The sequence below is a fragment of the Roseibium sp. QJM3NY_11 genome (assembly GCF_056173175.1).
Genome location: NZ_CM149660.1, coordinates 4,467,787 through 4,480,349 on the forward strand (window position 1 = coordinate 4,467,787; position 12,563 = coordinate 4,480,349).

The window sequence follows — 12,563 nt, forward strand, 5'->3', positions numbered from 1 at the left end:
CTGTCCACCCGTGGGCGACTATAGCCGATTTGCCGGCAAGAATCTCGCGGGCGGCGATCAAAAATGCCTGACCTTTTTCACCGGGCCGCTTGCGCGGCCCCTGTCCGGCCAGTAAACCGGGCGCCGATCGTCCTTCCGAAAAGAACCCTCAAGGCACCCATGGCCCCGCCCCTCCTGATCCTGCGAGACGTCCACCTGACCTTCGGCGGCACCCCGCTTCTGACCGGCGCGGAGCTGTCCGTGTCGGAGGGCGACCGGCTGTGCCTGGTCGGCCGCAACGGCTCCGGCAAGTCGACGCTTTTGAAGATCGCCGCCGGCATGGTCGAGATGGACAGTGGCGAGCGTTTCTTTCAGCCCGGCCGCACGGTCCGCTATCTGCCCCAGGATCCGGACCTGAGCGCCTATGCGACCACACTGGACTATGTCAATGAAGGCCTGACGGAGGGCGACGATCCCTATCGGGGCGCCTATCTTCTGGACGTGCTCGGCCTGACCGGCGCGGAAGACCCCAATGCGCTGTCCGGCGGCGAGGCTCGCCGCGCGGCGCTGGCCCGCACTCTTGCCCCCGAACCCGACATCCTGCTGCTCGACGAGCCGACCAACCACCTCGACCTGCCGGCCATCGAATGGCTGGAAGAGGAGCTGAAAAGCCTCAAGTCGGCGCTGGTGCTGATCTCCCACGACCGGCGCTTTCTGGAAAACCTGTCCCGCGCGACGGTCTGGATCGACCGGGGCACCGCCCGCCGTCTCGACAAGGGCTTCGCCCATTTCGAGGCCTGGCGCGACGAGGTCTTCGAGCAGGAGGAAGTCGATCAGCAGAAGCTGGCGCAGAAGATCAAGCGCGAGGAGCACTGGATCACCTATGGCGTGACCGCGCGGCGCAAGCGCAACATGCGCCGGGTGCGCGAACTGGCGGACCTGAGAAAGCAGAAGCGCGAGCATCGCGGCCCGCAGGGCACCGCCAAGCTCGCCGCCGCCGAGGGCGAGGCCTCCGGCAAGCTGGTGATCGAGGCAAAGAACATTTCCAAGAACTACGGCGACCGGGTGATCGTTCAGGATTTCTCGACCCGGATCCAGCGCGGCGACCGGGTCGGCTTCGTCGGTCCGAATGGCGCCGGCAAGACCACGCTCCTGAAGATGCTGACCGGCGAGCTTGCCCCCGACAGCGGCAGCACCCGGCTCGGCACCAACCTGGAGATGGTCACCCTCGACCAGAAGCGCGAGAACCTCGATCTCACCGACACGCTGGCCTCGGTGCTGACCGGCGGCGGCGGTGACACGGTGGTGATCGGCGACGAAGCCAAGCACGTCATGTCCTACATGAAGGACTTCCTGTTCTCACCCGAACAGGCACGCACCCCGGTCGGCGTGCTGTCCGGCGGCGAACGCGCCCGTGCCATGCTCGCCCGGGCGCTCGCCAACAGATCCAACCTGATGGTGCTTGACGAGCCGACCAACGATCTCGACCTGGAGACCCTCGACCTCTTGCAGGAACTCCTGGCCGACTATCCGGGCACCGCCCTGATCGTCTCCCACGACCGCGACTTCCTCGACCGTGTGGCGACCTCCGTCATCGTCTCGGAAGGAGGCGGCCTGTGGCGCGAATATGCCGGCGGCTATTCCGACATGCTGGTGCAGCGCGGCGAAGGCGTCACCGCCCGTCAGCCGGACAGGCCGGGCACTCCGGCAAAAAAGGAAAAACCCGCCCCGACAAGCGCTTCAACGCAAAAGCCGGAGCAGAAATCGAAACTGTCCTTCACGCAGCGGCATCAGCTTCAGACATTGCCTGAACAGATCGAAAAAATTGAAGCACAGCTTGAAAAACTTCAGGCCGACATGAACGACCCGACCCTTTTTTCGAAGAACCCTGACAAATTTGCGAAGCTTTCCAGCCAAATCACTGATCTGGCAAGGGAAAAGGACGCTGCGGAAGAGCAGTGGCTGGAGCTGGAGATGCTGAACGAAGGGTGAGGCGCGTTTTGCCTCCGGCAAATGAAACGCCAACGATTTGGCGTTTCAAGCAACGAACGCCCGGAGCCATAGCGGAGGGCCGGATGGACCGGCCGGGCCGAGTGGACTGGATGGCACGGGACACCTCAAGGCCGCTCACAATCTGAGTCAACGTTGCCGCCTACCCCACCAACGACGCTTCGTCCGACCCCGCCGGTTTCAAACGGCCCCTCCCCAAGCGCCTTCCCGGCCCCCGAGCCGGGATCCATTGGCCTCGCCGCTTGCCGAAGACATCGGCTCTGGACGCTTCCCGAACCGAACGCTCCGTGGACATCTTCATCGCTCTGGAAACGAGTAGGTCCCGGCTCGGGGGCCGGGATGACACGGTGAGTGGGGCGGCGCTTTGGCCATACGGACGAATGCCGTCGGGCGCGGGCGGTTGCCTTGCGCTCCGGACGTTCTTCCCACCTGCCGCATGCGTCCGCCGGAACCCCTCCTCTCCCCTCGCGTTGTCCTTCCAAGACACGAAGGAGACAGCCATGCACAAGACCACCATCCTGAAGATCGATCAGGTCACCCATGACGTGAAGCGGTTCCGGATCGCGGAGCCGGAGGCGTTCGACTACACGGTCGGCGATGCGACGGAGATCGCGCTCGACCGGGACGGCTGGCGCGAGGAGACGCGGCCGTTCACGATGACCTCCCTGCCGGAGGAAAAGTCGCTTGAGTTCACCATCAAGGGCTATCCGGAGCATGACGGGGTCACCGAGAAGCTGCATCAGCTCAACGAAGGCGACAGTCTGCTGCTGGCCGAGCCGTTCAAGACCTTCCGCTACGAAGAGCCGGGCGTGTTCATCGCCGGCGGCGCGGGTATCACGCCGTTCATGGCGATCTTCCGCCACCTCGAAAAAGAGGGCAAGCTGGCCGGCAACCTGCTGATCTTCGCCAACAAGACATCGGAGGACATCATCTACCGGGACGAACTGGACGCGATGGACGGGTTGAAAGTGGAGCATGTTCTGTCCAAGGAGGACACGGCCGGGACCCATCACGGCGAGATCGACACGGATCTTCTGAAGGATCTCGTGCCCGACCTCGACAAGCGCTTCTACCTGTGCGGTCCGCCGCCAATGATGGAAGCGTTGGAAGAGGAGCTCAAGAGCCTCAACGTGGAGCCGGACTCGGTCGATTTCAGCGACTGACCGCCTGGAATTCGGTCCCGTTCGGATCCGGCGCACGCGAGGCCCGTATGCCCTGAAACCCGCCTTCCCCGGCCTGACCGGGGATGCGCGCCCCGCGTTGGCTCACCTGAGATCCTTGTAGAACACGGTCGTCGCGTCCAGATGGCCGTGGCTGCCATAGGCGTAATCGGGAATGACGCCGACCTTGCGGTAGCCGCAGGTGGGGTAGAGCTGTTCGGCCCGGTCGCCGGTGACGGTGTCCAGCACCAGCAGCCAGCGGTTCAAGGACAGGGCCAGGGCGTCGATGGCCGCCATCAGCCTGCGGGCATGTCCTTTCCTGCGGTGGCGGGGATGGACCATCAGCTTGGCGACGTCCGCCCGGTGGCGGCCGTTGTCCTGGCCGGCGAGCATCAGCATGATCACACCGGCGATCTCATCACCTTCCCTGAGTGCCAGCAGAAACGCCTCTCCGCTTTCCAGCAGGGGCACACGGCTCAGCCAGAAGGCCTCGGCCTTGTCCTCGGGCAGCGGCAGGATGAAGCCGATGCCGGCCCCATCCTCAACGCAGGCCCTGAGGAGCCGGCCCAGTTCCGGAACCGCCGCGCGCAGATCATCGGCGGACAGCAGAAACACCGGCGGCGCGGGCTGGTCACCGGACGGGCCCGCGGGGGCCGCAGCGGAGGACGGGTTTGATGGGGTCATGGCGTGATCACCGTCAGGATGTAACGCGCCGGTCCCGTGCCGCACGCGTGGTAGCTGTTGGGAGTGTCGAGGCGGAAGCGGAGCGCATCTCCCGCGTTCAGGTCGTGGGCATCCGGGCCGAGGGTGACCCGCAGCGCGCCCTCAAGGAGCACCAGATGATGTTCGAGATCGGGAACGGGCGGCGCGGCATAGGTGACCGTTGCGCCCGCCGGCAGGCTGCCCTCAATGAGCGTGCCCCTGTAGCCACTGGCGGCAGGCGTCAGCGCCCGGCGCTGAAATCCGGTCTCCGGATCGTTCCACACCGGTTGAGCGGCCCTGGGTATGTGGCGCTCGGCCGGCGCCGGTGCCGCGCCGAACAATTCGGCCATGGACAGGCCGAAGGCGCCCGCGAGCCTGCCGAGCACATGGGCCGTCGGACTGGTGTCGCCGCGCTCGATGCGCGACAGCGTCGCCCGGCTGATGCCGGTTCTCTCGGCCAGTTCTTCCAGCCGCCAATCTCGCGACCGGCGCAGCCCGGACAAATGCCGGGCGAGATCCTGTTCAACAGCAGACATGACGATTCCCATATTTGAGAATAATCTCTAACATGAGAATTCCTGTCTTGCCAATCCGCCTTCCCCCCACCCCAATCCCCTCCCCACGGGGGGGGGAGGGGTTGCGAGCGCTGAAACGCCGTTTTTGGATCTTACCGTCAACCTTGCGGACAGGGCGCTGACGATGTGGCAAATTGGGGCTGGTTCCCCTCCCCCTTGTGGGGAGGGGTCAGGGGTGGGGGTCTTCCGCCAAATGAGCAGGATCGCGCCCTGTAAAAGAGGGAAGAATTTCGCCGGGGTCCGGGTTCACTGCATTTCTTGCTCGGCACACAGCCGGCGAGAGGCCTCACACCTTCGAGAACACCGCGCTGGCATTGACGCCGCCGAAGCCGAAACCATTGGTCAGGACATGGGAGACGTTGCGGGCCATTGCCTTGCCGGGGATCATCTCGAAGCGTGACATGGCCTCGTCGGGGGTGTCGAGATTGCGCGAAGGCGGCAGCAGGCCGCTCGTCAGCGCCTTGATGCAGGCAATCGCCTCGACCGCACCGGCCGCGCCGAGCAGATGGCCGAACATGGATTTGGACGAAGATACCGCCAGATCCTTGCCGCGCCCCTCAAAGAGCGTGGTCAGCGCCGCGATTTCCGCGGCATCGCCGACCGGTGTCGACGTGGAATGGGCGTTGACATAGCCGATGTCGCCGGGCGTCAGGCCGGACGAAGCCAGCGCCAGGCGCATGGCGCGCAGGCCACCCTCGCCGTCCGGCGAGGACGCCGTGACATGGTAGGCATCGGCCGAGGTGCCGTAGCCGGAGACTTCGGCCAGGATGATGGCGCCGCGGGCCTTGGCGTGCTCGTATTCTTCCAGGATCAGCACGCCGGCGCCCTCGCCCATGATGAAACCGTCCCGGTCCTGATCGAACGGACGGGAGGCATGGGCCGGATCGTCATTGCGTCTGGATGACATCGCCTTGGCCGCGCAGAAGCCGGCATAGGAGATCTTGTCGATGCAGGCTTCCGCGCCTCCCGCCACCATGATATCGGCCTCGCCGCCCCGGATCAGCCGGGCCGCGTCGCCGATGGCCTGCAGGCTGGCGGCACAGGCGGTCACCGGCGCGCCGAGCGGTCCCTTGAGACCATGGCGGATGGACACCTGACCGGCGGCCAGATTGGCGAGAAAGGACGGCACCAGGAACGGCGACGCCCTGCGCGGGCCTTTCTCGTCGACCAGACGGGTACCCGCGATCATCGCCGGAAAGCCGCCGACGCCGGTGCCGATGATGGTCCCGGTGCGTTCTTTCTCGCGGTCGGTCTTCGGTGCCCAGCCGGCATGGGCGAGCGCTTCGGTGGCCGCCCCCATGGCGAATTGAATGAACCTGTCGGAGCGGCGTTGCTCACGCGGGTCCATCACCGCGTCGACATCGAAGCCGTGCGGGTCTTCCTCTTTGGACGGCACGACACCGGCAATCTGGCAGGCCAGGTCGGAGGCATCGAAACGGGTGATCCTGCGGATGCCGTTTTCTCCGGCCGCGACCCGTTCCCAGAATGCCTCGACCCCGGTTCCCAGGGGAGATACGATGCCCAGTCCTGTTACCACCACACGCCGCATGTCTTAACCTCTTGTTGTTGCCGGCCTGCACCATGTCCTGCGCAGGGAGGGGCTGTTAACGCTGTTTGCCAGAGCGTTGAAATTCTGATTCAACGCATCCCGATCATAGTTTCGAAAGCCTCTTCAAGACATTGATTGTCCTGGTAAATTCATCCGCGCCCAAATGACCCATGACGTCCCGCTGCGCCTGGCGCCACAGTGGGACAGCGTCCGCAAGGAGGCGCGCGCCCTCCCCGCTGAGCAGATAATGCTTGCCTCTGCCCTCGCTGGAGCGGGCGGAGATGACAAGTCCCTTGCGTTCCAGCAGCGCGAGGTTGCGCACCAGTGTCGTGCGTTCCATGGACAGCCGGTCCGCAAGCTCACCGGTTGTCGCCTGCCGTGGCCGGCGAACAGCCACAAGCACGGAGAACTGGCCGGCCGTCAGGCCCGCCTGCCTGGCAAGACGGTCATAGTGACGGCTCACCGCCCGGGCCGCCTTGCGCGCGTTGTCCAGCACGCAGAGCGAAAAATCGTCCTCTTCCATGGCCCTGTTGTGTGCATATACACACAGGAAGTCAAGCCGTTCGACAACCGGTTGTCCCCGGCAGAATTGCCATAGGTATATTGCGTTTGTTTGCGAAGGAGTTACGGTCAACATCAGTATCGGAAACCGGAACGTGGGGAGGTCGCAATGATAGATACGGCTCAGGCTGTGGAAGACATGAAACAGAAAATCCAGGAGAACTGGGGCTGGTTCCTGGCGCTCGGCATCGCGCTTGTCCTGGGTGGCATTATCCTGATCGCCGCGCCTCTGGCAACATCCTTCGCGGTCACCATCCTGATCGCGGCCGTGCTGTTCGTCGGCGGCCTCGTGCAGATCTACAATTCCTTCAAGACCAAGGAAACCACGAGTTTCCTGTGGAACCTGATCACCGGCATCATCGCCGTGATCGGCGGCATCGTCATCTATGTGAACCCGCTGGCCGGCACCTTCGCGCTGACCATCGTCATTGCCGCGATCTTCGCGGCCCAGGGCATCAGCCAGATCCTGCTCGCCTTCAAGCTGAAACCGCATGAAGGCTGGGTCTGGGTGCTGATCGCCGGCATCGTGTCGCTGGCCGCCGGTATCATGATCTGGCTGGAACTGCCGAGTTCCGCCGCCTGGGCGCTCGGCCTGATCGCCGGCATCTCGGTTCTTGTCAACGGCTGGAGCTATATCACCATCGCGCTCGCCGCCCGGGCCTCGAAAGGCTAGACCGCCTGTGCCCGCATTCCTTGCGCATCCGGCAAAATCCCTTTTGCCGGATGCCGCTTTTGCGGTAGCGTTCAAAACGGTTTGAACGGCGGGCTCTGCCCGCGAGCAGGTCTGAAAGTGAATGTTCGCAATTCTCGGGCGCAATCCCGGCAATCCGCATAACAAGGCCTACTGGTGGTGGCCGCCCCCCGCCGACCGTTGATGCATGCGCCTTGCAAGGCGCCCTGGACCTGCAACACATCAACGGACGTTTCATCATGACACGCATTTCCCTGCGCGGCGACGACCGCGTGCTTCATGTCGCCTGGCCGGACGGCACACGGGCCGACTATCCGTTTCTCTGGCTGCGCGACAATTGTCCGAGCGGTTTCCATCCCCAGACCCGGGAACGGCAATTCGACCTCACCGGCATTCCGCTGGACATTGCCGTTTCCCGGGCCGAGCTGGAAGACGGCGACATCGTGCTGACCTGGAGCCATGGCGGCCATGTCAGCCGGTACCAGCCCGGCTGGCTGCGCGATCACCGGCCGGGCCTCGGCCTTGCCGACCCGGCCCGGATCGACCCGGTCCCGTGGCGCGGCGATCTCGACCCGGACACACTTCCGCGCGCGGCGGCACAGGATCTGATGACCCGGGACGATGCCCTGCTGGCCTTCCTGATCGAGACGAAAAAGACCGGTCTGGCCCTGGTCGACGGCATGGCCGACGACGCGGAGGCGGGCATTGCCATGGCCCGCCGGATCGGTTTTCTGCGCGAGACCAATTTCGGCACCACGTTCGAAGTCATGTCGAAACCCAATCCCAACAATCTCGCCTACACCTCCCATGCGCTGCCGCTGCACACGGATCTCGCCAATCAGGAACTGCCGCCCGGCTTCCAGTTCCTGCATTGCCTGGCCAATGAGGCGGAAGGCGGCGGCTCGACCTTCTGCGACGGTTTCGCCATTGCCGCGGACCTGGCCAGTCAGGATCCCGACGCCTTCAGGCAGCTTGCCGACACGCCCGTTCCGTTCCGGTTCCAGGACGACGACACCGACATCCGCCGACACCACACGGTGATCGACCTGGATCCCTTCGGCAATCTGCAGGAACTGCATTTCAACGCGCATCTGGCCGGCATCTTCGACCTGCCGGCGGAAAAACTTGAAGCCTATTACCGGGCCTACCGGACGCTCATGCAGATGACCCGTTCCGACGACTACATCGTCACGACGCGGCTGAGAGGCGGGGAAATGGTGATCTTCGACAATCGCCGCGTCCTGCATGGCCGGTCGGCCTTCGACCCGAACACCGGCTTCCGCCACCTGCGCGGCTGCTATGTCGACCGCGGCGAATTCGACAGCCGCATCCGGGTGCTGAGCCGGAACGGGGACGCATAGACACACGCAACGGCACTTCCAAATGTCGGTGTGAAAAACTTCGGAAGACCAGGCAGTCCCGGTCTTGAGCCGGGACCTGCCGCGAGGCCCCGGTTCAAGGCCGGGGCGGCGCCGGTGTGGACTTGAGCGCGCCGAAAATTTACTCAGACGCGAAAATGAGCGCCTTGTCCTCTTCCGACAACACTTTCCAGCCACCCTCTTCCAGCCCCTCGACGCTGAGCCCGCCGATGCGGCTCCGCACAAGAGCGGTGACGTGATTGCCGGTGGCGGCGAACATGCGGCGGACCTGGTGATAGCGGCCTTCGTGCAAGATCAGGCGGGCATGGGTCTCGTCCACAACCTCAAGGCCGGCGGGCTTCAACGGCTTGACCTCGCTTTCCAGCATCATTTCGCCGGACCCGAACAGCGCGGCCTCGTCGCCTTTCATGGGCCGGTCGAGCGTTGCCTCATAGACTTTCGGGACTTCCGCCTTGGGGGAAATCACCTTGTGCAGGAACGTGCCGTCGTCGGTGAACAGCAGCGCGCCGGAGGTTTCCTTGTCGAGCCGGCCGATGGTGGACAGCACCGGTTTGCGCATTCGGTACCTGTCGGGAAGCAGATCGTAGACCAGACGTCCCTGGTCCTTGACCGAGCAGGTGTAGCCGACCGGCTTGTTCATCAGGATGACCACACCCTGGGCCGGGTCGAGCGGCTCGTCGTCGAACAAGATGTCCTCGTGGGCCGTCTTCGCATCGGGTTTGAGCCGATTGCCGCCCCGGTCAGTGACCCAGCCGTTGCGGATCGCGGTCTGCATTTCCTTGCGGCTGCCATAGCCGAGATTGGCGAGAAGCTTCACCAGCCGCATGTCAACGCCCCCCTTTTGCCTTGCCCTTGGCCTTCACCGCCCGGATCACCTTGTAGCCGCCCTCGTCGGCCAGTTGGGTGACCTGGGCGAAGACGTTGGCGAGTGTCTGCTCGTAGGGCAGATGCCGGTTGGCGACCATGAAGAATTCTCCGCCGGGTCTCAAACCTGCCGCTGCCGCCCGGATGAAGCCCTGACCGACATCGGTCCGCTCGGCCCTGCCCGCCTGGTGGAAGGGCGGGTTGGAGACAATGAAATCGTAAGGTCCCTCGATGCCCCGGGTCACGTCCGACCAGATGCCGTTCATGGTTTTTTTGCCCTTGAAGCCGGAAAGATTTTGCTCCGCCAGCTCAAGGGCGCGTTTTTCGGCCTCGTAGATATCCATGGCAGCAACGCCGGCCGCCTTTTCAAAAACCGACTGCGTCAGGAAACCGAACCCGGCCCCGAGATCGGCCCCCTTGCCCTTGAGCGTCTCGGGAAGATAGTCGGCGAGCAGCCGGGATGCCGCATCGATCCTGTCCCAGGCGAATATGCCGGGCCTGCTGATCCAGGCCCCGTCCAGAACCGCGCGCGGCGCGTCGAACTCGAGCCACTCGGCGAGAAGACCGTCATTTCGCTTGCCGGCCTCGACGGTCTCCCAGACGACCCGGCATTTGTTCTTGGTCAGGTTCTGGGCACCGCCCAGCAAATCCTCCAGGTCGCGTTCCAGGGTCCTGGCCCCCTCGGTGTTCGAGGCGCAGGCAATGACGATACCGCCGGATTTTGTCCTGGACACCGCGCGGGCGAGCTGAGCGCGGGCTTCCTGGCGCTGGCGGCCCGGCAGCACCAGCACCGCATCGAAACCCGTCTCATCGGTCTCGGCGACCACGTTCAGGCCCGCCTTGAGCAGCGCATCCCGGTCCGGGGCGAAGCTCTGTTCGCACAGCAGGTCCGCACCGACCAGCCCGGCAAGAGACCGGCCTGCACGGGCGCGCAGGAAAAGGACACGCGGCTTTTCCGTCAGCACGACGGCACCGGTTTCAATCGGCAGGATCAATGTGTCGAGCGCGGGATCGGACATCAGGAACTTTCGGCTGGCTATCGGGTGCAGCGCTCATAGCGCCAGAATGGCGCCACGTCAAAAGATGGCGTCGGACCTGAACGCCTGGCCGTCTATGAGAAGACGGATCGGCAGAGACCGTCCGTCCCCGGTGATCGCGACTTCCAGAAGCACGCGGCTGGCATCCAGCCGTTCGATTTTGCGGCCTTCTCCTTCCGGTACGAAGAAGGCGTCGATGCCGTAATCGATCCGGACTTCCGTCCCCGAGACGGAAACGACCGTTCCGGCAAGCGCCAGCCTGCCCGCCCCGGCCCGGTCTCTGGCGATCACCGCCGGTCCGGGGGGACTCTCGCCTTGCGCGGTCAGGCCGACGTAGACCGTGTCGCCCGCGCGCACCGTTTCCGCTCCCTCGACGTCGATGGACACCCTGCCGATCGCCAGATTGATGATCACATAGTCGCCGCGCAGAAGATCGCGCGGGTCGACCGGAATCAGTTCCAGTTGAACGCGCTCGCCATTGCGCTGAACATCGACCCGATCCGCCAGCGGGAGGGCGATCAGCGCCAGCTGGATCAGAGCCACCAGGCCCCAGACCAGATACGCGCGTGGCACCGGGACGCGGCCGGAGGTGGAGGCTGCGTTCGTCATGGCCCGGCCTCCCGGTCCTGCGCCGGCGCTCCGGCGGCGGACGGGCCCCGCCTCATCAGCCGCGCAAGCCAGAGCGCCATGGCAAGCAGCAGGAGCCCGGCAACCAGGAAGAACACCGATTGACCCAGCAAGGAGCCGATCGTGACCTGAAGCAGCCACAGGGCAACCGCCGTCAGCCCCAGATAGGCGCACAGCATCCAGGCCCGGTTGTTGTACCAGGTCCCCAGCGCGCACAATGCGGTCAGCGCGGCCAGGCACATCGCTGCCCGGACCGGAACGCTGGCCGTTGCCAACGGCGCCAGCAGTGCCAGCAGGACAAGCCCGGCGGCGGCGAACAGCGCCATGGACTTCGCGGATTTGAAGGACAGCAGCAGCCCCGTCGCACACAGGAGAACCGCTCCCCCCAACGGCAGCAGGCCCGGCATGGCCAGCAGACCGCGCAGATAGTGATCGCCGTGGAACTCCGGCTGGAGCACCAGGGCGAGCACGATCAGCGCGCACAGGACCAGAAGTCCGGCGTCCTGCAGCGAACGTGTCATCAGCCAGTGGCCGTGGCGCCGCAAGGGCCTGCCGCTGGACCACTTGACGAACAGGTCCGCGACAGGGTCGAGTTGCAGCAGGATGGCGGCAAGACCGCCCGCGCCAACCAGCGCCATGGCCGATATGGCATCGTCACCGTCTCCCAACACATCCGCGGTATCGGCAAACCAGCGGCCATAGGTCACCCAAAGCAGGCTGATTGCCGCCCAGCGCGACAGGCGGGCGAGATGAATGACGGCATGGGCAGCGGCGGCCACCAGAAACACCAGTCCGACAAGATCCAGCATCGGATCGGACGCTCCGATATCCGACCGGGTCACCTGCCAGGTGACAGCCGCGGCACAGGCAACAACGAGCGACGTTTTCGATCCGGTGAGCCAGGCGGCGGCAAGGCCGCCGACAACGACCAGAAAAGCCCCGCCTGCCCAGTCGGACGGCAGATGGAAGATCTGTCCGACCAGCGCCATGCCCCCGACGAAAACAAGCGTCGCGAACCCGGTCGCCAGATCCGATATGCCCTTGCGGCCCCTGGCGGCGGCCGAAGCCGCGAGCAGATGACTGCCCAGGACAAGAACGGCAATTCCCGCAAGCTTCACAGCCTTCGGGATCGCTTCCCAATTTGCCGCGACAAAGGCAAAAATCGCCAGTGCAACACACACCATGCCGATGCCGGCAAGTGCCATGGGCAGTCGCGAGCGGCCATCGTCCTGCTCCTGATCCCGGAGGATGGCGGCGACCCCCTCGGAGGGCACCCAGCCATTCGCGACCCATATTTCCAGGTCGTCTTTCAGGCGCTTCCTGTAGGTCCAGTCAAACATGCAAAATGATTTCGCCTCTTTGTGGCAGTTCGCCCGGTGTCCACCATTGGCCAGATACCGCGTGCGGCGCAATACCGGTTTGACGGATT

Annotated in this window: 12 protein-coding genes; 4 read left to right on the plus strand and 8 right to left on the minus strand. The window is 64.7% G+C overall.

What is annotated here, in order from left to right; all coding sequences use genetic code 11:
- Positions 1-159 precede the first annotated feature (159 nt).
- Together AC0VX3_RS20560 and AC0VX3_RS20565 are read left to right on the plus strand one after the other, a co-directional pair.
- Complete coding sequence (locus AC0VX3_RS20560) at positions 160-1,971, plus strand: ABC-F family ATP-binding cassette domain-containing protein (RefSeq protein WP_475522087.1); 1,812 nt, start codon at positions 160-162, stop codon at positions 1,969-1,971.
- A gap of 518 nt (positions 1,972-2,489) precedes the next feature.
- Positions 2,490-3,152: an FAD-binding oxidoreductase gene (locus AC0VX3_RS20565; protein WP_475522088.1), complete on the plus strand. Its 663-nt coding sequence runs from the start codon at positions 2,490-2,492 to the stop codon at positions 3,150-3,152.
- A gap of 102 nt (positions 3,153-3,254) precedes the next feature.
- Here AC0VX3_RS20565 and AC0VX3_RS20570 read toward each other — a convergent pair whose 3' ends face one another.
- The 4 genes from AC0VX3_RS20570 to AC0VX3_RS20585 form a co-directional block, all read right to left on the minus strand.
- Positions 3,255-3,833, minus strand: a complete 579-nt coding sequence (locus AC0VX3_RS20570; RefSeq protein ID WP_475522089.1) for an N-acetyltransferase family protein — start codon at positions 3,831-3,833, stop codon at positions 3,255-3,257.
- Positions 3,830-4,387 (minus strand): helix-turn-helix domain-containing protein, encoded by a 558-nt coding sequence (locus AC0VX3_RS20575; protein WP_475522090.1) that lies wholly within the window; start codon positions 4,385-4,387, stop codon positions 3,830-3,832. Before AC0VX3_RS20575 ends, AC0VX3_RS20570 begins: the two co-directional genes overlap by 4 nt.
- Before the next feature lie 325 nt (positions 4,388-4,712).
- Entirely contained in the window at positions 4,713-5,975 is a 1,263-nt protein-coding gene (gene fabF, locus AC0VX3_RS20580) for a beta-ketoacyl-ACP synthase II (RefSeq protein WP_475522091.1), read from the minus strand.
- Between the two features lie 103 nt (positions 5,976-6,078).
- The gene (locus tag AC0VX3_RS20585; protein ID WP_475522092.1) at positions 6,079-6,498 is read right to left on the minus strand and encodes a MarR family winged helix-turn-helix transcriptional regulator; all 420 of its coding nucleotides are present in this window, start codon (positions 6,496-6,498) and stop codon (positions 6,079-6,081) included.
- Positions 6,499-6,645: 147 nt separating this feature from the next.
- Here AC0VX3_RS20585 and AC0VX3_RS20590 point away from each other — a divergent pair, with 147 nt between their 5' ends.
- Complete coding sequence (locus AC0VX3_RS20590) at positions 6,646-7,209, plus strand: HdeD family acid-resistance protein (protein ID WP_475522093.1); 564 nt, start codon at positions 6,646-6,648, stop codon at positions 7,207-7,209.
- A gap of 257 nt (positions 7,210-7,466) precedes the next feature.
- Positions 7,467-8,588: a TauD/TfdA family dioxygenase gene (locus AC0VX3_RS20595; protein WP_475522094.1), complete on the plus strand. Its 1,122-nt coding sequence runs from the start codon at positions 7,467-7,469 to the stop codon at positions 8,586-8,588.
- Positions 8,589-8,727: 139 nt separating this feature from the next.
- On the opposite strand, the gene AC0VX3_RS20600 is transcribed toward AC0VX3_RS20595, so the two are convergent.
- The 4 genes from AC0VX3_RS20600 to AC0VX3_RS20615 are packed head-to-tail and all read right to left on the minus strand — an operon-like array spanning position 8,728 to position 12,474.
- Complete coding sequence (locus AC0VX3_RS20600; RefSeq protein ID WP_475522095.1) at positions 8,728-9,432, minus strand: pseudouridine synthase; 705 nt, start codon at positions 9,430-9,432, stop codon at positions 8,728-8,730.
- 1 nt (position 9,433) lies between these two features.
- Positions 9,434-10,489 carry a class I SAM-dependent methyltransferase gene (locus tag AC0VX3_RS20605; protein WP_475522096.1) on the minus strand — a complete coding sequence of 352 codons (1,056 nt, stop codon included), beginning with the start codon at positions 10,487-10,489 and terminating at the stop codon, positions 9,434-9,436.
- A gap of 57 nt (positions 10,490-10,546) precedes the next feature.
- Positions 10,547-11,116 (minus strand): GDYXXLXY domain-containing protein, encoded by a 570-nt coding sequence (locus AC0VX3_RS20610; RefSeq protein WP_475522097.1) that lies wholly within the window; start codon positions 11,114-11,116, stop codon positions 10,547-10,549.
- The gene (locus tag AC0VX3_RS20615; protein WP_475522098.1) at positions 11,113-12,474 is read right to left on the minus strand and encodes a DUF2157 domain-containing protein; all 1,362 of its coding nucleotides are present in this window, start codon (positions 12,472-12,474) and stop codon (positions 11,113-11,115) included. The genes AC0VX3_RS20610 and AC0VX3_RS20615 overlap by 4 nt, the downstream gene beginning before the upstream one ends.
- Positions 12,475-12,563 lie beyond the last annotated feature (89 nt).

What these genes read in the sequence shown, in the direction of transcription:
- AC0VX3_RS20590 (WP_475522093.1), top strand. Translation starts at nt 6,646, where the DNA reads ATGATAGATACGGCTCAGGCTGTGGAAGACATGAAACAGAAAATCCAG.
- fabF (WP_475522091.1), bottom strand. Translation starts at nt 5,975, where the DNA reads ATGCGGCGTGTGGTGGTAACAGGACTGGGCATCGTATCTCCCCTGGGA.
- AC0VX3_RS20565 (WP_475522088.1), top strand. Translation starts at nt 2,490, where the DNA reads ATGCACAAGACCACCATCCTGAAGATCGATCAGGTCACCCATGACGTG.
- AC0VX3_RS20575 (WP_475522090.1), bottom strand. Translation starts at nt 4,387, where the DNA reads ATGTCTGCTGTTGAACAGGATCTCGCCCGGCATTTGTCCGGGCTGCGC.
- AC0VX3_RS20605 (WP_475522096.1), bottom strand. Translation starts at nt 10,489, where the DNA reads ATGTCCGATCCCGCGCTCGACACATTGATCCTGCCGATTGAAACCGGT.
- AC0VX3_RS20615 (WP_475522098.1), bottom strand. Translation starts at nt 12,474, where the DNA reads ATGTTTGACTGGACCTACAGGAAGCGCCTGAAAGACGACCTGGAAATA.
- AC0VX3_RS20585 (WP_475522092.1), bottom strand. Translation starts at nt 6,498, where the DNA reads ATGGAAGAGGACGATTTTTCGCTCTGCGTGCTGGACAACGCGCGCAAG.
- AC0VX3_RS20610 (WP_475522097.1), bottom strand. Translation starts at nt 11,116, where the DNA reads ATGACGAACGCAGCCTCCACCTCCGGCCGCGTCCCGGTGCCACGCGCG.
- AC0VX3_RS20560 (WP_475522087.1), top strand. Translation starts at nt 160, where the DNA reads ATGGCCCCGCCCCTCCTGATCCTGCGAGACGTCCACCTGACCTTCGGC.
- AC0VX3_RS20570 (WP_475522089.1), bottom strand. Translation starts at nt 3,833, where the DNA reads ATGACCCCATCAAACCCGTCCTCCGCTGCGGCCCCCGCGGGCCCGTCC.
- AC0VX3_RS20595 (WP_475522094.1), top strand. Translation starts at nt 7,467, where the DNA reads ATGACACGCATTTCCCTGCGCGGCGACGACCGCGTGCTTCATGTCGCC.
- AC0VX3_RS20600 (WP_475522095.1), bottom strand. Translation starts at nt 9,432, where the DNA reads ATGCGGCTGGTGAAGCTTCTCGCCAATCTCGGCTATGGCAGCCGCAAG.